This window comes from Bradyrhizobium sp. USDA 4341 (assembly GCF_054063755.1).
Map to the genome: position 1 here is coordinate 7,656,792 of NZ_JBSSGO010000002.1, position 24,217 is coordinate 7,681,008.

Genomic DNA, 24,217 nt, shown 5'->3' on the forward strand with positions numbered 1-24,217 from the left:
AAACGATGAGTACTTTTCGTGGGCCGGATCGGATCCGCCGAGTCGCTTGCCTTGGAACGGGAATCATTGGCGGCGGGTTCGTCGCGCACTTTCTGGCAAACGGGCTCGAGGTTGCGGTATGGGATCCAGCGGCAGACGCCAAAGACCGTCTCGATGAACTTCTGAAGACGGCATGGCTGACCCAGGAGCGCCTTGGCGCACGCGCCGAGGATCGTGGCAACTTGATCTGGGCGAAGACAGCTGCTGAGGCGGTAACAGCGGTTGATTTCGTACAAGAGAGTGCTCCAGAGCGGCTGGAGCTGAAGCAAGAACTCTATGCCGAGATCGAGCCCCTGGCCGCTGCCGATGTAGTCATCGCCACGTCCTCATCTGGATTTACCGTCGCCGATCTCCAGATCGAAGGCTCGCCGTCGCCACGCGTCGTCATCGGACACCCGTTCAACCCTCCTTATCTCATTCCCCTCGTTGAGGTTGCTGGCGCACCGCACACCAGCAAGGAAGCGCTCACCGCTGCAGAGACGTTCTATCGAGCAATCGGAAAAGTCGTGATTCGAATGGATCACGAAATCCCGGGCTTCATCGCCAATCATCTGCAAGCGGCGCTCGAGAGAGAGGCTATGCACTTGGTGGCCGAGGGGCATGCCACCCCTCAGCAAATCGATGCCGCAATTGTGCACGGTCTTGCCCCGCGCTGGACCGCAATCGGCCCGTGCATGGTACGCAATCTGGGTAATCCAGCCGGCATCCGCGCCTATTTCGAGCGTTTCCATCTCGGAAGTGAGCCGCTTCTTTCCCACGTGAAACCCCCAGAGTTTACGTCTGATTTTATCCGGGTGATGGAAGAAGGGTGCCGCGCGATGGAGGCCGACCGCAGCAGAACAGAACTTGCGGCGGCGCGAGACCGTATTGTGATCGAGATACTGCTTGCGCAGCGCCGAGCGGAACTGTCGAACCACGGTATCTGAAGGGATCGCCGGCGATGAAGTTGTCCAGGCCGCCGGGGTGGCAGCCCTGCCGCGCGGGAAGAAACACTCTGGATCGCCGACGTTCTCTGTCGCTGTGATCACATAGCGGTCGAATGCCACTCGTCAAAACTGACTATGCCTAGGTCCCAGTTATCAACACAGGAGTCCTTAATGTCACAGAAAGTCATCATTACGTGCGCAGTAACTGGAGGAAGTGCTGCGGTTCTCGCAAAGCATCCCAACATTCCCAGGACGCCGGCACAAATTGCGGACGCAGCTCTGGATGCAGCGAAAGCCGGAGCTGCGGTCGTTCACATCCATGTCCGCGATCCGGAGACTGGAGCGCCGTCAAATCGGTTCGAGCTCTATGAGCAGGTCGTAAAGAAGCTTCGGGATTCATCTACCGACGTCGTCATCAACCTGACAAGCGGAATGGATGGCGAGATCGTCCTGGACTCCGTGCAGCCGATAGAAATTGGTAAGTCGAGCACACTCAAAGATTCCCTAGCGCGCTGTCTACATGCCGTCAAACTTCAGCCTGAGCTAAGTAGCTTGGATTGCGGAACGATGGCGTTCGGAGAGCGGATTTTTGTTGCGCGGATGTCGGACCTGCGAGAGCTCGCAACACTGATGCGCGAAGCGGGTGTCAAGCCGGAGCTAGAATGTTTTGATCTAGGTCATATCGAAAATGCCAAGCGGCTCATATTTGAAGAGCTTATTGACGGGCCGCCCCTATTCCAATTCTGCCTCAGCACCGGTTATGGCGCCCCCGCTGTCCCGCTCGCGCTCCAGGCAATGCGTGAGATTCTACCAACGGAAGCCGTCTGGGGAGGGTTTGGTTGCGGAGCCGACGAGATGCGAATGATCGGACAATTGGTAACAATGGGGGGGCACGTGCGGGTAGGTCTTGAAGACAATATCTATCTTCGGCGTGGCGTGCTGGCATCCAACGCCGCGCTCGTCGAAAATGCGGTCGGCATCATCGAGCGCATGGGCGCCAGCGTTGCCACACCCGCCGAGGCTAGGGCAATTCTTGGTGTAAGAAAGCGGGGATGATGGCACTCTAGTCCAGCATGAAATTCCATTATGTGGACTGACGGTTCAAACGCCCAGGCATCAAAGGACGGCCTTTCCAAGAGCACGCGCGGCACGCTCGCTAGCTTGCTTGCCGCGCGTGAGCTCTACGATCGCATCGCCTCTGCCTCACCGCGTGGCCAAGTCAGGGCCTCTAGAGCAATCGATGCGCCGGATCGAAGATTTTAGCATAATTTATTCTCCTGCCGCAACAATTTCGTATAATTATTGCAGAGCTTGAGCAAATCGCTCCAAATCGGATCTCCTGCGTTTGATATGATTGAAGTAAAATCCCTCGATGAACGGTTTAAAATAATCTCTAGGGAGCGAAACAAATGGCCCAGCAACAGGTGGCGAAATCAACGATCGATCTGGAAAAAGCAAAGGCCGACTACGCGCAAAATGGCTATTGCATCCTTCCCGGCATTTTGTCGGCAAGCGAGGTCGCCGAAGTTCGCCAGCGCGTTACCGAACAAGCCATAGCCGAACGTGCGCTAGGATGGGCGCGACTCGATGCAGGCGTGGGCCATCAAGAACGGTCGACGCAAGATCAGCAAGCCCTGCTGCGCGAGGATATCTCGGAGATCAAGGGCGGTGTAAACCAGCGGGTCGGTTTCCTTATCAACAAGGGCAGGGTTTTTCGCGATCTTGTTACCAACCCGGTCATTCTCGAGCTGGTCGAACATGCCTTGGGACACGATTTCCTCCTGAGCGCCTGTGACGTGAATATTGCGGTGAGGGGCGGAGCACTCGAAGGTTTGCATCGCGACGCTTGGTGGTGTCCGATTGGATACCGAGAAGGGGATTCTTACATCAAGGTCGGTGACCGTAAGCGCAACCCAGCCGAGCCGGACAGCGCGCCGAGCGGTACAAACACCCCGCCTGCTTGTTGTAATACGATCTGGATGTTGACCGATTTTACGGAAGAAAATGGAGGCACAAGAATCGTGCCTGGCTCCCATCGCCTGCCTGGCACTCCGGACGGCTCCGTGCCTCACAAGGTGCCAACGATTGCCGCAACGGGCAAGGCTGGTTCGGTGATGTTCTTCGATGGCAGGCTTTGGCATGGAACGGGTCAGAACCTCACTGACGAACCCCGGATTGGAATGTTGTCTTTCTATTGCGGTCCGCAGTTTCGCCCCTTAGAGAATTATTTCCTCGGACTAGATCCTGCCGTCTTCGCAGACGCTTCGGACAGACTGCTCGATCTGCTTGGGTACACGACGTGGTTCAGCTATGGCAAAGCTGATAATCTTTCATCCCGCAAACGGCTGCGGGCACGGGAGGCATGGATCCCGGAGTTGCGCATCAAATCCTGACGATGTCCACCAAGGAGAGGATATCTTCAACAAGACAGTGCATGCACTCAGATCGCTACATCACACGTTGCACAAGATGTGAGTCGTTCGTGCTTGCCTCGACAAGTCGGCCGGTCAAGACGCGCGAGCCCAGACTTCGCAAGTACCAAGTAACTATTCAAACTCGGGTAAGCGAGCGGTGCCTCGCCAACTTTGCGATGGAGATTCGGAGATGAACCTAGTTCACAACAACGATAAAGCCGCTCATAAGTCTGCCGAGTGGCAGGTAAGGGTTGACCTCGCGGCCGCTCATCGCTTGGCCGATATCCAGAATTTCAGTGAAGGCATTTTCAACCACTTGACCATGGTGGTGCCGGGCAAGGCTGACTGTTTCCTCTCGATTCCTTTTGGTTTGCATTGGTCGGAAGTCACTGCCAGTTCTTTCATGGAAGTAAGCTATGACGGCAGGATTCTGAGCGGCAACGGCGAAATTGAGCGCAGCGCGTTGTGCATCCACGCGCCCATTCATCGCCGCAACCCCAAGGCCGTCGCCGTCTTCCATACCCACATGCCTTATGCCAGCGCGCTCACCCGGCTCAAGGATCCGCACATCCAGGCGATTGGCCAGACCGAGATCGGCTTCATCAACGAGATCGCCTATGATGAGGAGTACGGTGGTCTCGCTTACAATCTTGAGGAAGGAGAGCGCCTTGCCGATATCCTCGGGGACAAGTCCGTGCTTCTCATGGCCAATCACGGCGTTCTCGTCACCGGCGAGTCGGTCGCTCAGGCCTATGATCGGCTCTACTATCTCGAGCGCGCCTGCCAAGTGCAGATCTATGCGATGTGGACGCAGCAAGAGCTGCGGCCTGTAAATCCAAAGGTGGTCAAGTATATGATGTCCCAATACGCCGAGGACAACACGTACTACAACCGCAAACCTTGCGAGCTCCACTTCGATGCCTTGAAACGGATGCTTGAGCGCAAGGAGGGCAAGGAATATCGGAGCTGAGGGCTGCATCGATCCCGATGCGACCCCCGTCCTTTGCAGGGGGGAAGGGTCCGGCGGCACGGAAGCTAAGGAACTTGAAGCCAAGCGTCTAAGCTGAGCATCATTGCCTCAGCCGTACCTTGCATTTGGGATCCGATTCTGTCCTTGGTTTGAACCTCCTCCGAATTGATGGACACCTGTAGTAGGCTCGAAGAGCCAGGAGGTGTCGGATGGAAGGACGTCAACGTCGGTCGTTTACGGATGACTGCAAGCGGCGGGCGGTCGATCTCGAGCATCGAGCGGGCGCTCGGTCGGATCGGTGGGCAAGGAGCTTGGGCTGCGCGGCTCCGTGCTGCGGCGGTGAGTGGAGCAGCGAGGCGCCCGGCCGGAGCCGACGGCGGCGACGCGGCCCTCCACAACGCAGGCGACGCTGCCGTCGGGCGGACCACGCGGCAGAGATCTCGCGTTGCAGCGAGAGGCCGAGCGGCTGCGCATGGAGCGCGACATTCTAAAAAACTATTCAGCACCGTGGCGCGCCTGTGCGGCTTAGAAACAGCCTTGTGCTATCCTCTTCGGCTGGGAGGGTAGCGGCCGTTTGATTATTGGAGGCTCAATCTCTGTTAAAAAACGTGGTCCAAGGGTACATGCGAACTTGAGAGTGGTAACGTCGCCCGGGCGGCGATCCCGATTGGGAAGATGACGATTGGCATAGCCCGGACCCTCCTGCTCATCATTGATTGGAGGACTGCCATGCCCAAGAGGACGACCGGCAACCGACCGGAACTGAAGCCGGTCAACGTCGGGGCAGCCATCGACATCGGATCAAGGATGCACATCGCTGCGGTTAACCCCGCTTCCACCGACGTGCCTGTGCGCTCTTTCGGCACATTTACGCAAGACCTGCATGATCTGGCGGATTGGTTCGAAGCCTGCGGCGTGACGAGTGTCGCGATGGAATCTACCGGGGTCTATCGGATCCCCGTCTATGAGATTCTGGAGCAGCGCGGGTTTGATGTGATTTTGGTCAATGCGCGGTACGCCAAGAACGTGCCCGGACGCAAGACCGATGTCAGTGATGCCGCGTGGTTGCGCGAGCTTCATTCCTATGGCCTATTCCGCGGCAGCTTCCGACCTGATGCCGAGATTGCAACCCTGCGCGCATACCTGCGCCAGCGGGAGCGGTTGGTCGAATATGCCGCCGCAGGCGGTGACAGCGACCGCCCGCAAGATCGCAGTTCTATTCTACGCCTATTGTCCAAGGATGGCCCCGGACGTTGTCCGCGGATGGCAGCTATTTCTGGACCACCGCTCATCGCTCTCAGCTCGCTGATCGACTGTTGTTTTCGAGGCACCTCATCTTCTGATGTTCGACACGCCACGTGACCGCCTCAGAGGCCAGGCCCGCTTACAGCGAGCGAAGATTACAAGGACCAATGGGGTGATCAGTCGGGCCAGGTACAGCAAGTTGGCGATCGGTTGCGAGTGTACATAGCTCTCGTACACCCTGAGCGTTCCGCACCTAGTCTAGCAAGGAGAAGAAGAGGGGGGCGTCGAGCTCCGGCAGTTTCAGCGTTTCAGCTCAGTCTCCACTCTTTGAAACGGCGCCTCGAAGTTGGAGGCCCAATAAGAGTCGCTCACCATCAGATTTTTGGAGTTGGTCAAATCCAGCTGCCACCCCGACGGTCGGTCAAAATCCCCCAGGTGTGGTCACCTCAAACTCCCCCACCTGATTCCGCCTGGCTGGGCGGCTGATCGGCCGCCAAGCGCGTAGCAGGACGTTTATTTTCGTCCCCTTTTAGGGAAGAGGGGACGGGGAGTTAAACGTCTTGAAGCCGCATCTGCAAAGCACCGTATTTACGTTACTTGAGCGCCAGACGAGCCAACGAGAGATCCAGCGGCTGACGGGGATCGACCGCAAGACGATCCGGCGCTACCAGGCGATATTCGCGTCCCGGCGAGCGGCGGAGGCAAATTCCCCCGGGGCCACCGCCGGCTCGGAGGCCGCCGATGGCCAAACTCCCCCACCTCCGCGACCGCCGGGTATCGGAGCGACGGTGGTCGCCAAGACGTTTGATTTCGCCCGCTCAACCTGTGAACCGCATCGGGAATGGATCGAACAGCAGGCCCGTCTGAAGCGCAATGCGCAGGCGATCTACCAGGATCTGGTTGACCAGTTCGGCTTCACTGCGAGCTACGAGAGTGTCAAGCGTTTCGTGCGCGCCTTGCGCCACATCGATCCCCAACAGTTTGACCGTCTCGAGTTTGCCCCCGGCGAGGAAGCCCAGGTCGATTATGGCGAAGGCGCGCTGACCCGTATTTTGGCGGCGTCGTCGGCTATGTTGTGCTCGATAATCTCAAGGAAGGCGTCATCACGCCCGACCTGTACGAGCCCGAGCTCAACCGGCTCTACGGCGCGGTGCTCGCGCATTACGGCGTCGTCGCCGACCCGGCGCGGGTGCGGGACCCGAACCGCAAGGGGACCGTGGAGAACGCGATCCAGCACACCCAAGGCACCGCGCTCGCCGGGCGGCGCTTCGAGTCACTCGAGGCTCAGAACAGGTTTCTGGAGCACTGGGAGGCGAACTGGGCCTCCAAACGCATCCATGGCAGCACAAAGCGTCAGGTCGAGGCCATGTTCCAGGAGGAGAAGCCGCATCTGCGGCCATTGCCCGCGACCGGCTTCCGTTACTTCTCCGAGCTCGTGCGCACCGTCTACGACGACACCACCGTGCGCGTGGATCATAGCGACTATGCCGCGCGCCCCGCGCCGATCGGAAGCCAGGTCGTGGTACGCCTCTACGAGGCCACAATCGAGATCCGCGACCGCAGCACCCAGGCGCTGCTGCGCGTTCATGCCCGCGCCGCACGGCCAGGTTCGCTCAAACTGCCGCACGACGAGCGCCCGTTCAATCCATCTCGTCAGACCGCCTTCCTACTGGCAAGCGCCGGTGACATCGGACCGCAAGCGAAGGCGCTCTGTCAGCACCTGTTCGACACCGAAGGCCGCGTCGGTCAACGCGCGATGTGGGGTATTGTCGGACTTGCGAAGAAGTATCCCGCCCGGCTCGTCGAGCAGGCCTGCGATCACGCGCTGCGTCATCACATCCATCGCTACAAACAGGTGCGCGCCATCGTTGAGCGATTATTCGAGCAGGCGCTCGAGCGCGTCGATCATGCACCACAACTCACGCTGCCTCTGACGCAGGATCATCCACGATCCGTCCCGCGGACGAATACGGCAAACTCTTTCGTTCGGCGCCCAGAACCATGCCAGCAACGAGGGCCGGCCAATCAACAACGGCGATGATCAACGTGCAACAAACCGCGCTCGCGTCGTCTCCGCAACCCCGGCCAGCTCCGCCGACGCGAGCGCTCCCACCGAGATCTTGATTGCCGATCAACTCAGCCTTTCAACCTCCACAGGAGATCATTCGGAATGACCATGACCTTGCCAGACATCGATCGCTGCCTACGACAGTTGCGGCTATCGGGCATACGCGACACACTCGAGACCCGTGTCCTGCAGGCCCAGGGCGCCAGCCAACCGTTCCTCGAGACCTTCTGCCTGCTCCTGCAGGACGAACTCGATCGTCGTCAGTCACGTCTCATCGCTCGCCGCTACCAGCAATCCGGGCTTGAAGAGAAGCTCACGCTCGCGGAGTTCGACTGGTCCTTCAATCCCAAACTGCCGCGTCAGGCCTGCTTCCAGCTGCATGCGCTGAAGTTTGTCGCCGTCGGTGAAAACGCTCTGTTCATTGGCAAGCCCGGTACTGGAAAATCGCACGTGGCCAAGGCCGTCGCCTACCAGGCCATCCTGCAAGGTCACAAGGTCCAGTATGTCGAGGCCGATGACTTCTTTAACCGTTACGCCCTCAGCCCGGCCGCTCAGTGCGAAGCTCGACTACGGAGCATCTTTGACTGCGATCTGCTGGTGCTTGACGACCTGTTCCTCGCTCGCACGAACCCCGACGAAGCTGGCGCTTTGCTGCAGACTCTGATCCATCAACGCTACAAATTGCACCGCAGCGTCATCGTCACGTCTAATCGTGTCGTGCAGGATTGGGGCGCTTATCTCCGCGCCAACACCATGAGCACGACAATCCTTGACCGCCTCATGCACCATTGCCATCTGCTCGAGTTCGACGGCCGCAGCTACCGCCTCAAGGAAGCAGCCGAAGCCCTTGCACGCAAAACCCAGTCTCCCTAATAACCGCTTGTCCTGCTCCACAGGTGGGGGAGTTTGAGGTGACCACCCCCGGGGGAATTTGAAGTGACCGTCCGGGGCCATTTGCGCGTTTCGCGCGACAACATCGTCGTACCTTTCGCACTGATGTTCCCCAACCTCGGCGTGCCGGGCTTTTTTGAAGTGCGCACCGTGGACGTGATGACGCCGTTTTCTGCGCTTCTGGGGTTGGGCATCAATCAGGGGGCCTATACATCAGAGGTTGTGCGCGCCAGCCTTGTTGTCTGTCGAGCAAGGGCAGTACGAAGCAGCAAGCGCAATTGGTATGCCCCGTCTTCAGGCGCTGCGCCGAATCATTCTGCCGCAGGCGATGCGCATGATCGTGCCTCCACTTGGCAATGAACTCATCGGCATGGTCAAGTTGACGTCGCTTGCGAGCGTTATACAGTTTTCGGAGATCGTGCATAACTGCTCGTTCAGTCAAGGCAAATGGGGATCCAATGAACTTTGCTGGGTTCGGAAGACGTCGTGACGTTCGCCGCGGACCACCTGTCGCACGAGCTTCCTGCTGTGGCCAGTCTGACTGATCACCGCAAACGTGGGAACTGATTCTAGTTACGCCTATGCTTCCGCCGAAAGCTCCGACCATGTGGGCGCACCGATCGCGCCGCTCGACCGGCCACTCCCGTACAGGTTCATCTGCTGCTGCGCCCGCGGTTGTTGATTGTGTCGATGTCCGCTCCAGGCATTGCCGTCTGGCGAGGCATGAGTCGCTCCCCGGATCGGCCCGTGAGAGCCTTTGGATGCGCCTAAAAGCAGAGCTGCTCATGGCGTTGGATCCTTACGCGAGATCGAGAAGCGCAGAAAGCGCCGCAAGCGTATCGATACTGACAAACTGATGAGCTGTCAAAAAGCTCGGCGGTCAGGGCACGCCGTCCGGTCGAACATCGATGCTGGCACTTCCAGCCAACGATCTGCTTGTGACCCGTTTAAGGTGCAGCGAAAAGCGACATCATCAGCCTTGTCGACCGCTCCATGATCCCAAAGTCGGTACCCCACCGAGAAGGATGCCGATAAAGAACCTCACGAAGAACGGTCCTGTGGGCGTTCTCAAACATTGTTGTACAACACGACCCCGCAGGCACTCGACCGTCGGCTACCTCAGCCCGGTTCAGTTCGAGCGCGAGGTGGGAATTGCTTAGCCCGGTGTCCATCAAACCGAGAGCAGCTCACCGAAGTCCCGTCTGCTCGCTGCGAGCAGACGGGACCCAGGTAATGGTGGGGCGCATCTACGTACCACTGAGAAGGCACGCAGCAGCACGCAGGACGTGCTCCGCTCAGACTTGCCGAACGAGCGCTTTTTCACAGGACTTTTCCTGGATTCATAATTCCGAGTGGATCGAGCATTCTCTTTAGGGAACGCATCAACGTGATGGCCGTCTGATCCTTTCTCTCGATTAGTTCGTCGCGTTTCATCAGGCCGATTCCGTGCTCGGCGGAGATCGAACCGCCCATTCGCCCTACGATCTCAAACAGAACGGCGTTGACGTCACGCCAGCGAGCGAGAAATTCGGCCGCGTTAGCACCGATCGGCTGACTGATGTTGTAGTGAATGTTTCCGTCGCCGAGGTGGCCAAAGGATACGGGCCGTGCGCCCGGAATAAGCTTCGCCACGGCTTCATCTGCTTGCGCAATGAAGGCTGGCACCGCCGCGATCGGCACGGAAAAGTCCTGCTTGATCGACCCTCCCCCCATTTTTTGAGCCGGCGACATTTCATGACGTAACTTCCAGAACGCCGCACGATGAGCCAAATTTGCCGCGATCACCGCGTTAGTAATGATTTCCTGTTCCAATGCTTCGGCCAAGATCGATTCCAATCTCCCTCGAGCATGATCGTCAGGGGACGACAGTTCCAACAGAACGTACCACGGATGTTGGTCCGGTAGAGGATCACGCACGTCAACACCATAACTGACCGAGAAATCGACTGCGATCCTGGACAGAAGTTCGAAGCTAGTCAGTGTATTGGCCGCCTCACCTTGCGCGATAGCAAGGAGGCGCAGGGCTTGGGTCGGCGAATTCAAGCCGACGAACGCAGTTTCAACCGTCCGCGGCTTCGGAAACAGTTTCAGCGTCGCTGCGGTGATGATGCCGAGCGTGCCCTCGGCGCCGATAAATAGGTTGCGAAGATCGTAGCCTGTATTGTCTTTCTTCAACTTCGACAGAAGGTTGAGCACGCGTCCGTTGGCGAGTACGACTTCGAGCCCGAGCGTCATATCGCGTGCGACACCGTAGGCTAGGGCAGCTGTACCACCGGCGTTGGTCGAGATATTTCCGCCAATAGTGCAGCTTCCTTCTGCTCCCAGAGACAGCGGAAACAAACGGCTAGCCTCCGCCGCTTTCTCCTGCGCAACCTGCAACACTACGCCGGCTTCGCAGGTCATCGTGTTTGAGGCGTCGTCGACTTCGCGAATTCTGTCCATGCGCCTGAGTGACACAACGACCTCACCGTTGAGCGGAATCTGACCACCAACGAGGCCAGTATTTCCACCCTGCGGCACCAGCGCGACCCTATGCTCTGTTGCGAGACGGCAGATTGCCGATACTTCAGATGTCGAACCAGGACGGAGGATCAAAGACGATTGACCGCGGTACAGATTGCGCTCTTCGACAAGATAAGGCTCGATGTCGACGGTATCAGTCACAGCGTACTTTGTGCCGACGATCCTACGGAACCGCTCGATCAACTCTGGTGAGAAAGGTGGAACGGCAGATTGTCCTAAGCTCATTTTCTGATCTTTCGCTTCGCTCGTTGTTTTGCCGTAAGAATTGTTGTCCCCATTGGAAAAAATATCTCCTGGAAACAGCAGCCGAATTTCTGCGCCTGCACGATATCTCGCACCTGACGGTTCACGAGCGTAGCCTAGGCGTCACATGACCGAGCAGCGCAACTGCCATAATAATCTGCGCAATCATCGCAGTTGCACATATCCGCAATTGGCTTGTTAAAGCATCGAAGGCAGCCTCCCCGAGTCTGAACGCTGGGGACTCGAGCGGTCTGAACATTTGTCCTCAATAGCCCCGTCCCATCTCCACGACATTCTTCAACGCCTGGCCCTTCAAAAAGCGTTCAATATTGTCACCAAGAATCGAGAACACCCGCTCTGGATAGTTTGTTGGGTTTCCCGCGACATGAGGCGTTGCAATCACATTTGGCATATCCCAGAGTGGACTATTTGGTGGCAACGGCTCCTGCTCGAACACGTCGAGCATAGCACCGGCGATTGCGCCCGCCTGCAGGGCCTTGATCAGTTCGGCCTCAACCACGATATTGCCGCGGGCGATATTGATCAGAAAGGCGTTTCGGCGCATACGCGCGATCTCGCTTGCTCCGATGAGTCCCACCGTTTCGGCGGTCGAGGGTAAGGCGAGGACAACGAAATCACATAACGGCAATAACTCGTTAAGAGCGCCAGAAGCAAACAGCTCATCGACACCGTTAACCGGGATGTCAGTATCCCGCTTCGAACCAATCACTGTCATTCCCGTGCTCTTTGCGCGGCGGGCAACGGTCGCGCCGATCGAGCCCAGCCCGACGACGCCGAGCGTCTTCTCTGACAACGGCGACACGAAACGCGGATTCCATCTCCGCTCATCCTGTTCGCGCAAGAACCTGCGGAAATTCCAATGCAGCATCGTCAGGCCGGCCATCACAAAATCCGCGATGAGTTCGCCATGAATGCCGCGAGCGTTCGTAACCGTGATGCGTTTCGCTTTGTGGCGGATCGGGACCATGGATTCGACCCCCGCGCCAGTGCATTGGAACCAGCGAAGTTTTTTCGCCCGTTCGAACAGTTCAACCGGAAAGCGAGATGCGACCAGCGCGTCCGCATCATCTATATACCGAGCCAGTTGATCGGGGCCTGGCGCCACAATCGCTCGAACCTGCGGAAATCGCTCTACAATCAAGCGAGCAAATGTTTCAGCCGCGAAGTGGTTCAGAACTATGGTAAACACTGGGTCCTGACCGGCCATATTAGCCTCCGACGAGTAACTGTGCGAAATGGTTGCCATTTCCGCTATTTCTGATCAACGTGCACGGCAGGTTCATGCAATCCAGCCATTCTGCGCGCTCTACCCGAATGGATGCACAAGTGGGAAAAAGGCTGCAACGTCCCCAGATCCCACCGTCTACGGAAGCCCGCGGTGCCTCGCCTTATCGGTAGACTCGTTACTGACCGACCGGCGCCCGCGCCTCTTTACCCCGGAGCATATGAAGACATCCTGTGCTTGAACGAGACCAAACCCCTCCACGAAGGCGAAGTCGGTCGCGATTGTTTCGCTATTCACACAAGTCATCACATACCGCAGGCCCTCGATTAGAGCGCGCCAATGCTTTGACAAGCTGGTCAGCGCAGTGTTCATGGCAATTTGCCACGTGCAACGCAGGTTATTGCTCTTCAATGCGCCCGCTTTCAACTCGGCCGCGGCTAGTGCCGTTTGGAAGCCGGATGATCGGGCAAGCATGATTATTGGAGTTAACCCGAATTAAAACAGCGTTCAAAGCGATTGATCGGTGAATTTTTGCGTTGTTTCTTTGACCTTGTAGGAACGCCGCGCCGAAGTCGGCGCCGCGCGAGGGAACGACGACGGCTGCATGTCTGAGTGCACGGTAGCAATTACTCGAACGGGCGCTTCGGCCGGGACAAATCTCGCTTGCACCAGATTCCTCGTTTCCGACTGCTTCCGCTGCCACCCGCCTTCGCATGCTGCGCTGAACCTTGCATCGCCCAAGATAGGCGATGTTCGTTGAAGCATCGATGCAAAAACAGCTTGAGTGCTGCCGGAAGTTGCTGGCTTTTGCTCGATTTTGCAGGAAAACGAAGAGATGGACGAATTAGAACGGTGCCGCGAAAGAGAAGAAAGTAGGGCCACGTTTGTGGTGCCGGGATTTGGCCTGAGCGCGACGAACTAGCTGGGCGCTTAGGCGGAAAGATCGACGGGGAAGTCAAAAAATGAGCATCGAACCAATTAACGGTGTCTTGTCACCAGTCGTAACCCCATTTGATTGCAAATTGCGGCCAGACGTTCGTCGGTTTGTACGGCATTGCCGCTGGCTTGAGGCCAACGGTGTTGGGCTTGCTGTGTTTGGCACCAACTCGGAAGCCAATTCTCTCAGCGTTGAAGAGCGCGTCGCACTCTTGGCTGCGTTGGTCGATTCCGGAGTTGATCCAGCGCGGATGATGCCTGGCACTGGCTGCTGTTCAGTGACCGAGACAGTGCAGCTTTCCCGCCATGCTTTAGAACTCGGTTGCGCGGGAGTTTTGATGCTGCCACCGTTCTATTACAAGCAGCTTTCCGACGAGGGATTGTACAGATATTTTGCGGAAGTTATTGACCGGGTTGGAGATGCGAGATTGAGGATCTACCTCTATCATATCCCGTCCGTATCACAGATTTCGATAAGCGTCGCCTTGATCGAGCGGCTGCTGAAGAAGTATCCGAAGATCATCGCAGGAATAAAGGACTCATCTGGTGACTGGAACAACACAAAGACCGTGCTCGACGCCTTTGCTTCTGAAAATTTCAATGTGTTCACCGGAAGTGAGGCGTTCTTGCTCGCCAATATGCGGGCCGGCGGCGCAGGCTGTATAAGTGCCACGGCCAATGTCAATCCCGGTCCGATCCAAAGTCTCTATGCAACTTGGAAGCAAGATGACGCCGATGCTCAACAAGTGAAGTTGAACGCGGTGCGGACAGTTTTTCAGAACTTCCCCATGATCCCAGCGCTTAAGCAGGCGATAGCCCATTGGAGCGACGATGTGGCATGGTCGAAGGTACGGCCGCCGCTGATCGAGATGACGGAAGCTCAGAGCGCAAGGCTCCTTCGGGATCTGGAAGCTGTGAGATTCGACATGCCAGGTTTGCAGACTGACTAGATTAGCTGGATGGCTCGTGCGACCTCCACACCGAGAAGAGGCGGCGCTCTCGGTCAATCGGCGCCATACCCGGCTCTGCCCGTCTCGATCAGAACCGCTCCGGAGGACGTCTCTGCTCATGGCCAAGCAGCGTCAAGGTCGTCGCGGGCTACTTCGCGTTTGCCATTCTTCGACAGTCAACCCAGACCCGGATCGGGCGTCAAATCATGATCAGAAGATTGCGTTCAGGAACTATTCGACTTGGACCCTCCAGAGACGATCGTGGTCCTGGCTGCGAAAGTACGGGTGAATTCACTCCACCTCTGGGTGATATCCAGCTACGCCGAATCAACAATTCCGGTACACGACGCTCCCGTCGGTAGGCAATCGCGGAGCAGGTGCAGCCCTGGTCATTGCCCTTCGCGGAAGTAGCGGTGCAGATCTCGGGTGTCGGTGGCTAATGACTATCTCCTCGAAGAATCGCTTGCTCGTCCTTTGTCTAGATCATGGCAGGAGAGAGACGGTGGTCCCCGAAATCGACGATTGACAAAGCGACGCTACTTCCCCGGAGCGGAGGCGCCTTTCGCAGCGCCGTGCGCCGGCTGGCAAAACGCTCCGATTGGTGCTCCCACCATTATAGCGCAGCGACGGTAGTGCCTGCCCGGTCGCTTCAAACGCCATCCCACAGACACACATTCGTTGGCTGGGATGTACCTCACGAACCGGCCTGATCGTAATCTGGCCAACGGCCGCCCAGTCCAGGTAGCGGTTATATTATTGGGAGCGCCGCAATTTCATCAACTCGCTCGTCGACCAATCGTGCCACTCCTTTCCAATCTAGTCGGATGAAAGAGATTTCGTATGGGCGGATGCGACTTCCCTCAGCCTTCGGAGCGAGGATCGACATCGCCCTCATTAGAAAATGGGGGGCGCGAATTGAGGAGGCCGACGTACTCGGCTTGCGTCGATTAAGACATCAGATCAACTCCTTTTTGCGCGCGCAGATGGCCCGTGCAGAACTCTTTGTATCTTGTCGAGAACAACGCAGACTTTTTTAGCGGCTGAAGGAGGCATTTTAGGGAAATTCCACCCTTTAACGGCGTTCTTTCTTAGGTCGGATCTTACCGATAGATCGCTGCTGTTCCTACAGTATCTCCCTAGTTGAATGGCTCATTCGCATCCGAATTCTGGGCACGGTTATTGGTGTCAATATTGCAGTTCTGATGAGATGGAGTAGTCGAATGCCGTACTACTCTTTCGACCTCGTGATTGATGATGAGTGCAAGCATCAGGGTGGGCTCATACTCGAAAATCTCGAACTCGCCGCCGATCGAGCGGATCAGTTAGCGATCGAGCTTTCTGTTGTGCATCCCGATCTCAAAGCCAAGGGCTGCGCGGTCCGCGTCATCAGCATCGAGAACATCGAACTGTATCGGACGCCCCTTGATCCAATCGCACCGTGGGCAAGGTCTGGGTACTGAATGTCGCCGGGCACAAGCGGCGGAGCGGCAAGCTCCAATAATTGTGTTTTGTCGCCGCAGGATGATTAGGACCGCCAGCTGCCTATGGGTGCCGTCGCAGAGTTGGTTGGGAATGAGGGGCGGCGTAGTCTCCGGGTGATCAGCCTCGAATCATCCGGCGTTAGCGGCTCGGACTAGAGACCGCGCCATGACGAGCACTCGCACGAAGCCCTATTCTTCGCAGCCTGCAGCCGAGACGGCTGTTGATCTTTTCGACAACTGGTTTAATCGGCTCGAGAGCGAGCTGCGCGCCCGGGCGCGCGGGTTCATCAAGATCTGATCCACGACGAGTTCCATGCCGCGCGGGCCCGGCCGCGCTATCGGCGAAGCCAGGTGACTGGCTTAAAGCGTAAGCGGGCGTTGCGGGCCACCGCCACGGCGGTCGGAAGTGGACGCTGATCGGGGGCCTTCCGGGCGGTCGAGATCGCGTGAGCCGATCGTGCGCCTGATCCTCGACAGCGCGTCCGCCGACGGCAGCGCTGCGTCTTGATCCGTCGCTTGAACTTCCTTGGACCTTGCTCAATTGATCTGGAGAAGTATTTCCAGGAGGCGCTGACGGCTCTGCTGGGCAAGGACGCGCCGAACGTCGCAGACCCGGCCCGAACGATTGCGACCGGCAGCGGACCGGTCTAGGTCGCTGCGTCCGGAAATTGCCGTGGGCGACGGCGCGTTGGGCTTCTGGAAGACGCTTGACGATGTCTCTCCCGGCACGCGGCACCAGCGCTGCCGGATGCACAAGACCGTTAAGGTTCTGGACAAAGGTCCACTGTCGGTGCAGGCCAACATGAAGAAGGACCTGCGCGTGGTCTATTGGGCGCCGAACCGGTCGGCCGCCGAAGTGGTGATCGACGTCTTCGTCGAGAAATACCGCGCCAAGTACGGCCGGGCGGTTCAGTGCCTCGCCAGCGACGCGCTGCTGGCCTTCTACGACTTCCCTGCCGTGCATTGCGTGCGATCACTTGCGCACGACGGCTGAGATAAACAAGCGATTATTTGACCGAGACGACGATTGCGGAATCGCTGCACGTTCATTCTTTTGTTCTATTAACCGCGGGATCGTCCATTGCGTCGTGCGCTATCTCGCGGTCGAGCAGGGCCAGGTCTTCCGCCAACCGGTCAAGCTCACGGACGTGCCGATCACCGCTGCGCGTTCATCGTCCGGCAACTGCTGAGCGGCCAACCACGCCCGGCCGCGGGCGTTGAAAAGATCGGCATGCGGGCACTTCAGGATCAGGTGTGCGTGCAGGATCGAATGCACCTCGTTCTTGAGCCGCGTGCGATGCCGCACGACCTGGTGGCGCCGTGCCACCAGCCAGCGCCGCCCCTCGGTCTCCGCGTCCAGATCTGCGGCAGATACCCGTCGCCTGCAGACTGGCGAGCGTGTTGGCCTCGATCTTGTCGGGCTTTACGTGAGCCTGGGCGGTCGCCTTCACCTGCAACGGATTCGCGATAATCACCCGCGCCACGGACACGGCGGTGACGGGCGCACGAAGCGAAACGAATGATTAAACGAACACGGTATTATACACGTTGTTTTGCACTCGGTCGACTGTACATGTTTGGACCAGCAGCGGGCGGGGGCTAAATCCTGCTTTCTCCTTTCCCGCTCCGGTCCGTTGAACTGACGGTGTCCCGCTGGCACAGCTTTGTGACTATTCGGTTCATTCGGCTAACGAGTTAAGAGTGCATCTCCATAATAAGTCGCAATAAAAGGGTGGGTTGACACGCCGTATATTCGACAGCGGCGAGCGTTTGGGCGGCGTGCTCGACAACCTACCTGAGATTCTTATTGCGGAGTTTAGATCCCTCACCAGAGGCGATTCTTACGAATTCCTCCGCCAATTGAGAGCGAACTGAGGAATGTAGCCACGTCATTCCGACTCGCCGCGCAGGACACGGCGACGGGAGTCGCCAGCGGCGGAGCTTCGGGTCGTGCGATCCAATTATGGGCCAGTCCGGTAACACGGAAACACCGAATCCTTCCGCCACCAGTTTCGCGATCTGCTCGATGCCGTCCAATTCGAATTGCACTTTTGGACTCACACGGTGTCGACGCAGGTATTGCTCGGCCATTTTTCCCCCGACCACACTGCGGTCATAGCGTATGAAAGCCTCGTGCGCCGCTGTCGCAAGAGGGGTCTGCACGGCCAGATCGGCGGGCGTCAGGAGGATCAGCGGTTCCTCGCGCAGCAAGCACCATCCGCAGGTCTTGGGCAACTCAAAGGCCGGGTGCACGAGGATAGCAGCGTCTAACTCCCCTGACGTCACCCGTTCTAACAATGCAGCTGAGGTGCCGGGATGAATGTAAACCGAAACATCCGGATGCGCCCGCATCCAGCCTCGCAGGAGCGGTGGAAGTAACCCCATCAAGGCCGTGGGTGTCGCGCCCAGGAGTAGCGGCCCAGCAGGCAAGCCTGTGTCGGATGCGGCCGACCGCAAATCGCGAACGTCTCGTAGCAGCCGGCGTGTCCGGTCCAGGATGCGGGTGCCCGCGACTGTCGGCTTGACAGTACGGCCTGCGCGCGTGAGCAGCTTCGAGCCAATATTGTGCTCCAGCGCGCGAACCTGTTGCGCCAGAGTAGTTGGAGACAAGTCCAGTCGGCGCGCTGCTTCGGCAATAGAGCCGGCTTCTACGACGACCACGAAACTTTGAAGGAAGCTGGTATCCATGACCGCGCATTATACGTCACCTAAAGAGATGAAAAACAGCTTTTTTAGCCGGTCAAGGCAGCGCATAGCTTTTCGTGAAGCCCGCACCGCAACCAGTAGCGGTGACTCCGAAACATTTTGAGATGCACAAGATGACCGACGAACCTCATGGCCTCGACCGCGGCCTTACCAATTACGGCGATAGGGACTTCGCACGCTTTCTAAGACGTTCGTTTGCGCGATCAATGGGAATCTCACCCGAGCTGCTGAGCAGACCGATCGTTGGGATTGCGATGACACCGTCTGGCTTCAGCAATTGTCATCGGCTCATGCCAGATTTGGTCGAGGCGGTGTCGCGCGGAGTACTGGCCACCGGGGCACTGCCGCGGCCATTCCCGACCGTCTCACTCGGCGAGGTATTTCTCAACCCGACTAGCATGATTTACCGCAATCTGATGGCGATGGACACCGAAGAGATGATCGGCGCCCAGCCAATGGATGCTGTCGTTCTGATCGGAGGCTGTGACAAAACGGTTCCTGCTCAATTGATGGGAGCGGCGTCGGCTGGACTGCCGACCATCCAACTCGTCACCGGACCGATGTCAACTGGACGTCACAAGGGACAGAGGCTCGGCGCGTGTACGGATTGCCGCGGCTTCTGGGGAAAATACCGTGCCGGCACAGTCGACAGTGAAGAGATCGAGGCCGTGGAGGGCCGACTTTCGGTAACTGCTGGTACCTGCGCTGTGATGGGCACGGCGTCTACGATGGCATGTATTGCAGAGACGCTCGGTATGTCACTGCCAGGCACAGCCGCAATTCCTGCCGTGCATGCCGACCGACTGGTTGCCGCGGAAGAGACGGGCAAGGCGGCCGTCCGGTTGATCCAAACCCGAGTCACACCGAGGCAGGTCATCACCGAAAAATCCGTTGAAAATGCTATCCGCGTTCTAATGGCGCTGAGCGGCTCGACCAATGCAATCGTGCATCTCACGGCGATCGCCGGCCGCCTGGGTATTCGCATCCCCTATGAGCGTCTGAACCGGATATCGGATGAAACGCCGGTCCTGGTCGACCTGAAGCCGGTCGGGGACGGATATATGGAGGATTTCCATGCTGCCGGCGGCATGGGTGCTTTGCTGCGCGAGCTCAAGCCGCTCCTGCATCTGGACACGATTGACGTTGAGGGACGCACGCTCGCGGAGCGGCTGGAGGCGCCTCTCGATTGGATCGATCGAAAGGTCATTCGCCGCTTTGACGATCCTGTTTCGCCTGTCGGAGGGCTCGTGGCGCTGACTGGTAGCCTGGCGCCCGATGGCGCGATCTTCAAACGCGCAGCTGCGTCGCCCGCATTGTTCGAGTCGGAAGGGCGGGCCGTTGTGTTCAACGGGCTAGAAGATCTGTCTCGCAGGATTGACGACGCTGATCTTGACGTCCGCGAAGGGGACATCCTCGTTCTGCAAAATGCGGGTCCGCACGCAGCCGGGATGCCCGAAGCGGGCTACTTGCCGATCCCGAAGAAGCTCGCGCAAGCTGGCATCAAGGATATGATTCGGGTCTCGGATGCCCGCATGTCCGGCACGGCCTTCGGCTCGATCGTGCTGCATGTCTCACCTGAGACGGCGATCGGCGGCCCACTCGCGGCGGTGCGCAACGGTGATCGCATCCGTCTTTCCGTTCACGAAAAGCGTATCGACCTTATGGTCGAAGCAGACGAGATAGCCCGCCGTCTCGCCAGCTTCGAGCCGCCGCCAGAGCCACAGCGCGGCTACAAGGCACTCTATCGGCGCGCGGTTACCCAAGCCCCACAGGGTTGCGACTTCGATTTCCTGATCGGCGGTCCTTCTTCCGCCGATGCGGACGAATCTCGTCAACGAAGATAGTGGAGAAGGAGCTGCTGTGATGCGAGCGGCAGTTCGCTCAAATGGTATCGAACTGCCGAATGACGGTACCTATCCACATCCTCTCGGCTGAGCAAGAAAGTAGACAGCTCTTGCGCGGCAAAATAACCGGGGAATCTTATGACGGCAAACCACATTGCGTTCATCGGCCTTGGCGCCATGGGCCGCTCGATGGCTCTCCACCTCGCAAACAAGCGCGAGTCTGAACTACAAAAGATTGTGGCGCTTGATGCCGATCCTGCTCGCCTTGAGGGTCTCGCTGAATCTGGCCTATTGGCCACCCTTGACCGCAAGAAGATTGCTGGCGCGGAAGTACTGTTCCTTTGTTTGCCGGACGGCTACGTGGTGGAGAAGGTCCTCTTCGGCGACGAGGGCGTTGCGGCGGGCCTGGCCACCGGCGCAGTCGTAGTCGACCACAGCACGATTGCACATGGTAAGACACTCGAGATAAGCGGAAGGTTGGCAGCTGAAGGGAAGAGATTCATCGATGCTCCTGTATCCGGCGCGCCGGCCGGGGCGGCGGCCGGCACGCTCACCATTATGTGTGGTGGCGACCCAGCAACGTTCAGTGCTGTGCGGCCGCTGCTCGCGCGCATGGGAACAAACGTATTGCACATGGGCGCGACCGGCTCGGGTCAGTTGACCAAGACCATCAACAACGTGATCTACGACATCAATATCGCCGCGCTTGCCGAGGTGCTGCCCATGGGCGTGACTATGGGGCTGGATCCTGAAAAGCTCGCAGAAGTCGTAACCACCGGCACCAGTCGCAGTTACGCCTCACAATACTTCGTGCCCCGTATCCTGAAGCGTCTGTTCGACGAGGGTTATCCGATGGCGAAGGCCTACAAGGATCTTGTCAATGTCGCAGCGCTGGCGGCTGAGGGCAATTTCCCACTACCCGTAACCGCAGCGGCCACAGCGACATACCAAACCGCCCTGCGGCAGGGACACGGTAACAAGGACAAGGGCGCCATGGTGCTGCCCTTTGAGGGCCTACTTAAAGTCCAGTTTGCGAAAGGTTAAGCTCACATGATGCCAAATTAAGCGCGAACTGCGCAGCTCGCACTGCGCGGGGAAGCTTTCCGGCGCGGCCGCTTCGATACAAATCTTGCGTTCGGCGGTTCTTTCGTGTGCAAAGCGTACGAACGGATGGATCGCATACCTTCTTAGTTACGTAAGGCGGACATAGGCTAAGTCACCCCTTTTAGCTCTTTGGGACACGAGGTCTTTTTCGAACCAGGATCGGGACCCTGGAGACGCGACATCACGTTGAAGTCCCTGCAGGAATGCCGCTTCAGGCTTCGATAGCCTTGCGCCGACGTGTTGGGATGGCACATCACGGCTGCCTTTCGGTCGGCCGATGCTCGGATGTTCCGACGCACTTGAATCCGTTCCTCCGGTGAGCTTCTTGTGATTGATGTCGAATCTTCAGAGGATGATCTGTAACGATAGCAGGAAACTTCTGCGAACGAACGACGGATCGCACTGCATCGTTGAGCATTGCCGCGCCAGCAACTTCTTCAACCCTTCGTTCGCGTACTCATCATCCCCCGAGCGTCTTCACTCAATTATGGCATCGGGCTGTCAGGGCTCGCCGTGGCTTTCTAAGAGTATGGACAGGTGATCGTGCTTGCGGAACACATCTGGGTCTGCGCGCCCTGCTTCGTGCTCGCGCAAGCTCGGGACGATTTGCTCCTCCGAGCACCGGACTAGACTTCATTCTGAGCGGCTGTCTCACGCGGTGGAGGGGCCCGCCTTGTACCTCTGCAGCACCAGGCGGGGCACGTCTAAATCCGTGGCAAGACGAGATGGGTACCTCAGATATCACTATTAACACCCCAACATTACCGCCTGCCGGAACTTGATCGCTGCGATCAGCTCTTAATTCCTGCGCTCAAACGGGATTTACGTAGCTGGTCTTCACGATGGTGTAGAACTCCCGAGCGTAAGAACCCTGCTCGCGGGCGCCGTAGCTCGAACCTTTGCGGCCGCCGAACGGCACGTGATAGTCGGCCCCCGCAGTCGCCAAGTTGACCATCACCATCCCGGCATCGCTGTTATGTTTATAATGCGAAGCATATTTCAGGCTGGTGGTACAGATGCCTGACGAGAGTCCAAACTCAGTATCATTCGCGATCGCAAGGGCCTCGTCATAATCCTTCGCGCGGATAACACACGCGACCGGGCCGAAAATCTCTTCGCGGGCGATACGCATGTTGTTGTTGGCCTCCGTGAACAGCGCCGGCTGAAGATAGAAGCCCGGCGTGTCGCGGTTTAGGACTTCGCCGCCCCAATGGAGTTTTGCACCCTCGTCTTTGCCAATTTTGAGATACCGTAGATCCTGATCGAGCTGGCTCTGATCGACGACGGGCCCAATGTGCACGCCCGCTTTAAGCGCGTCTCCAACACAGAGAGCCTTCATACGTTCGGTCACTGCTTCAACGAAGCGATCGTGAATACCTGCCGTGACGATCACGCGCGAGGAGGCGGTACAGCGCTGGCCGGTCGAGAAATAGGCGCCGTTGACCGCGCATTCCACCGCGACATTGAGATCCGCGTCATCGAGCACCACCAGAGGGTTCTTTCCGCCCATCTCGAGCTGAAATTTCTTCATTGGTGTCGACTGCACGCAGGCTTGCGCGATCTTGCGGCCGGTCGAGACCGAACCCGTGAAGGAAATCGCAGCCACGTCCGGGTGCTGGAGCAGTGTCTGGCCGACGACCGAGCCGGAGCCGATGACGAGGTTGAATACGCCGACGGGAATTCCGGATCGCGCGATGATCTCCGAAAGTGCATGCGCCAAAGCCGGCACGAGCTCGGCCGGCTTGAACACTACGGTATTCCCGTAGCAGAGCGCGGGCGCGATTTTCCAGGCTGGGATCCCGATCGGGTAATTCCAAGGCGTGATCAGTCCGACCACACCCATCGGCTCACGGGTGACTTCGACATCTAGGCCGGCACGAAGAGAGGCCCCTTTTTCGCCGGTCAGCCGCAACGCCTCGCCGGCGTAGAAGGCGAAGATTTGCCCGGCACGCCCGACCTCGCCAATGCCTTCCGGCAGCGTCTTGCCTTCCTCGCGGGCGAGCAGATGGCCGAGCTCTTCCTTACGCGAAAGAAGTTCCACTGAGATTTTGATCAGTGCGTCATAGCGCTCCTGCGGCGTGGATCGCGCCCAAGCAGGAAAGGCAGCCTTCGCGGCCGCGATCGCCTTCTCGGTCTGCCCTTTGTCAGCCCTAACGTATTCGCCTACGACGTCCTTGGTATTGGATGGGTTGATGTTCTTTGCGAGGACGGTGCCGTCCACCCACTCGCCGCCGATGAAATTCTTCAGAATCGCAGTCATCTCTTTTTCTCCACGAAGGCCAAATTCGTCTTGGTCATGATCTGATTGGAAGAGCCCACCCGGCGCCAACGCGAGCCCATCTCATTGGCAACATCGGGTCAATGGCCCTTGGGTATGCGCAGTCGGGCCACGGTCTGCTTGGGACATTGCTGCTGATGGTGCAGCTGCCTTTGAAGCGAAGCAGAGCGCGAAGAGCCGATCCACTTCCCCGGCGCGTTCTTGTGCGATCTGCGGCACGCCCAGCCGCAGACCATGGTTTCGAGCGGGTAGAGCGTCACAAGGTCGACGCCGGACGTACCACCAACAGATTGCGAACCTCGGTGACATAGGCCCAATTTCGAGTTGCTTGCTCACCGCACATTTCTCATCAA

Annotated in this window: 15 protein-coding genes and 4 pseudogenes; 14 read left to right on the plus strand and 5 right to left on the minus strand. The window is 58.2% G+C overall.

What is annotated here, in order from left to right; translation table 11 throughout:
* The first annotated feature begins 5 nt into the window (after positions 1-5).
* From ACVIGB_RS42170 to ACVIGB_RS42205, 8 genes and pseudogenes are all read left to right on the plus strand, one after another.
* Entirely contained in the window at positions 6-965 is a 960-nt protein-coding gene (locus tag ACVIGB_RS42170) for a 3-hydroxyacyl-CoA dehydrogenase NAD-binding domain-containing protein (RefSeq protein WP_456724896.1), read from the plus strand.
* A gap of 171 nt (positions 966-1,136) precedes the next feature.
* Positions 1,137-2,021, plus strand: coding sequence for a 3-keto-5-aminohexanoate cleavage protein (locus tag ACVIGB_RS42175; RefSeq protein ID WP_456724895.1), 885 nt, complete (start codon positions 1,137-1,139; stop codon positions 2,019-2,021).
* 353 nt (positions 2,022-2,374) lie between these two features.
* Positions 2,375-3,358, plus strand: a complete 984-nt coding sequence (locus ACVIGB_RS42180) for a phytanoyl-CoA dioxygenase family protein (protein WP_456724894.1) — start codon at positions 2,375-2,377, stop codon at positions 3,356-3,358.
* A 211-nt stretch (positions 3,359-3,569) separates the two neighbouring features.
* Entirely contained in the window at positions 3,570-4,349 is a 780-nt protein-coding gene (locus tag ACVIGB_RS42185) for a class II aldolase/adducin family protein (protein WP_456724893.1), read from the plus strand.
* A gap of 729 nt (positions 4,350-5,078) precedes the next feature.
* Positions 5,079-5,531: pseudogene (locus ACVIGB_RS42190) on the plus strand (IS110 family transposase); the annotation flags it as partial.
* Positions 5,532-6,154: 623 nt separating this feature from the next.
* Positions 6,155-7,768, plus strand: a pseudogene (locus ACVIGB_RS42195) (IS21/IS408/IS1162 family transposase).
* Entirely contained in the window at positions 7,765-8,535 is a 771-nt protein-coding gene (istB, locus tag ACVIGB_RS42200; RefSeq protein WP_456724892.1) for an IS21-like element helper ATPase IstB, read from the plus strand. Before ACVIGB_RS42195 ends, istB begins: the two are co-directional and overlap by 4 nt.
* Positions 8,536-8,652: 117 nt before the next feature.
* Positions 8,653-8,980 (plus strand): annotated as a pseudogene (locus ACVIGB_RS42205) (ABC transporter permease subunit); the annotation flags it as partial.
* Positions 8,981-9,873: 893 nt separating this feature from the next.
* Here ACVIGB_RS42205 and ACVIGB_RS42210 read toward each other — a convergent pair.
* Positions 9,874-11,301 (minus strand): FAD-binding oxidoreductase, encoded by a 1,428-nt coding sequence (locus tag ACVIGB_RS42210; protein WP_456724891.1) that lies wholly within the window; start codon positions 11,299-11,301, stop codon positions 9,874-9,876.
* A 283-nt stretch (positions 11,302-11,584) separates the two neighbouring features.
* Complete coding sequence (locus ACVIGB_RS42215; RefSeq protein WP_456724890.1) at positions 11,585-12,547, minus strand: D-2-hydroxyacid dehydrogenase; 963 nt, start codon at positions 12,545-12,547, stop codon at positions 11,585-11,587.
* 980 nt (positions 12,548-13,527) lie between these two features.
* Between ACVIGB_RS42215 and ACVIGB_RS42220 the strand changes: the two genes are divergently transcribed.
* The 4 genes and pseudogenes from ACVIGB_RS42220 to ACVIGB_RS42235 form a co-directional block, all read left to right on the plus strand.
* Positions 13,528-14,451 (plus strand): dihydrodipicolinate synthase family protein, encoded by a 924-nt coding sequence (locus tag ACVIGB_RS42220; RefSeq protein WP_456724889.1) that lies wholly within the window; start codon positions 13,528-13,530, stop codon positions 14,449-14,451.
* A 1,220-nt stretch (positions 14,452-15,671) separates the two neighbouring features.
* Positions 15,672-15,911, plus strand: a complete 240-nt coding sequence (locus ACVIGB_RS42225; protein ID WP_456724888.1) for a hypothetical protein — start codon at positions 15,672-15,674, stop codon at positions 15,909-15,911.
* Between the two features lie 187 nt (positions 15,912-16,098).
* Positions 16,099-16,230, plus strand: a complete 132-nt coding sequence (locus ACVIGB_RS42230) for a hypothetical protein (protein WP_456724887.1) — start codon at positions 16,099-16,101, stop codon at positions 16,228-16,230.
* 354 nt (positions 16,231-16,584) lie between these two features.
* Positions 16,585-16,896: pseudogene (locus tag ACVIGB_RS42235) on the plus strand (transposase); the annotation flags it as partial.
* Positions 16,897-17,025: 129 nt separating this feature from the next.
* Here the strand turns inward: ACVIGB_RS42235 and ACVIGB_RS42240 are convergent.
* Both ACVIGB_RS42240 and ACVIGB_RS42245 read right to left on the minus strand, forming a co-directional pair.
* A complete protein-coding gene (locus ACVIGB_RS42240) occupies positions 17,026-17,259 on the minus strand; it encodes a hypothetical protein (protein WP_456724886.1) in 234 nt (77 codons plus the stop codon).
* 464 nt (positions 17,260-17,723) lie between these two features.
* Positions 17,724-18,620, minus strand: a complete 897-nt coding sequence (locus tag ACVIGB_RS42245) for a LysR family transcriptional regulator (RefSeq protein WP_456724885.1) — start codon at positions 18,618-18,620, stop codon at positions 17,724-17,726.
* Positions 18,621-18,751: 131 nt separating this feature from the next.
* Between ACVIGB_RS42245 and ACVIGB_RS42250 the strand changes: the two genes are divergently transcribed.
* Together ACVIGB_RS42250 and ACVIGB_RS42255 are read left to right on the plus strand one after the other, a co-directional pair.
* Positions 18,752-20,482 (plus strand): dihydroxy-acid dehydratase, encoded by a 1,731-nt coding sequence (locus ACVIGB_RS42250; protein ID WP_456724884.1) that lies wholly within the window; start codon positions 18,752-18,754, stop codon positions 20,480-20,482.
* A 138-nt stretch (positions 20,483-20,620) separates the two neighbouring features.
* The gene (locus tag ACVIGB_RS42255; RefSeq protein WP_456724883.1) at positions 20,621-21,526 is read left to right on the plus strand and encodes an NAD(P)-dependent oxidoreductase; all 906 of its coding nucleotides are present in this window, start codon (positions 20,621-20,623) and stop codon (positions 21,524-21,526) included.
* A gap of 871 nt (positions 21,527-22,397) precedes the next feature.
* On the opposite strand, the gene ACVIGB_RS42260 is transcribed toward ACVIGB_RS42255, so the two are convergent.
* The gene (locus ACVIGB_RS42260) at positions 22,398-23,846 is read right to left on the minus strand and encodes an aldehyde dehydrogenase family protein (protein ID WP_456724882.1); all 1,449 of its coding nucleotides are present in this window, start codon (positions 23,844-23,846) and stop codon (positions 22,398-22,400) included.
* Between the last annotated feature and the right edge of the window lie 371 nt (positions 23,847-24,217).

What these genes read in the sequence shown, in the direction of transcription:
- ACVIGB_RS42210 (WP_456724891.1), bottom strand. Translation starts at nt 11,301, where the DNA reads ATGAGCTTAGGACAATCTGCCGTTCCACCTTTCTCACCAGAGTTGATC.
- ACVIGB_RS42245 (WP_456724885.1), bottom strand. Translation starts at nt 18,620, where the DNA reads ATGGATACCAGCTTCCTTCAAAGTTTCGTGGTCGTCGTAGAAGCCGGC.
- ACVIGB_RS42255 (WP_456724883.1), top strand. Translation starts at nt 20,621, where the DNA reads ATGACGGCAAACCACATTGCGTTCATCGGCCTTGGCGCCATGGGCCGC.
- ACVIGB_RS42185 (WP_456724893.1), top strand. Translation starts at nt 3,570, where the DNA reads ATGAACCTAGTTCACAACAACGATAAAGCCGCTCATAAGTCTGCCGAG.
- ACVIGB_RS42220 (WP_456724889.1), top strand. Translation starts at nt 13,528, where the DNA reads ATGAGCATCGAACCAATTAACGGTGTCTTGTCACCAGTCGTAACCCCA.
- ACVIGB_RS42175 (WP_456724895.1), top strand. Translation starts at nt 1,137, where the DNA reads ATGTCACAGAAAGTCATCATTACGTGCGCAGTAACTGGAGGAAGTGCT.
- ACVIGB_RS42180 (WP_456724894.1), top strand. Translation starts at nt 2,375, where the DNA reads ATGGCCCAGCAACAGGTGGCGAAATCAACGATCGATCTGGAAAAAGCA.
- istB (WP_456724892.1), top strand. Translation starts at nt 7,765, where the DNA reads ATGACCATGACCTTGCCAGACATCGATCGCTGCCTACGACAGTTGCGG.
- ACVIGB_RS42170 (WP_456724896.1), top strand. Translation starts at nt 6, where the DNA reads ATGAGTACTTTTCGTGGGCCGGATCGGATCCGCCGAGTCGCTTGCCTT.
- ACVIGB_RS42215 (WP_456724890.1), bottom strand. Translation starts at nt 12,547, where the DNA reads ATGGCCGGTCAGGACCCAGTGTTTACCATAGTTCTGAACCACTTCGCG.
- ACVIGB_RS42225 (WP_456724888.1), top strand. Translation starts at nt 15,672, where the DNA reads ATGCCGTACTACTCTTTCGACCTCGTGATTGATGATGAGTGCAAGCAT.
- ACVIGB_RS42230 (WP_456724887.1), top strand. Translation starts at nt 16,099, where the DNA reads ATGACGAGCACTCGCACGAAGCCCTATTCTTCGCAGCCTGCAGCCGAG.
- ACVIGB_RS42260 (WP_456724882.1), bottom strand. Translation starts at nt 23,846, where the DNA reads ATGACTGCGATTCTGAAGAATTTCATCGGCGGCGAGTGGGTGGACGGC.
- ACVIGB_RS42250 (WP_456724884.1), top strand. Translation starts at nt 18,752, where the DNA reads ATGACCGACGAACCTCATGGCCTCGACCGCGGCCTTACCAATTACGGC.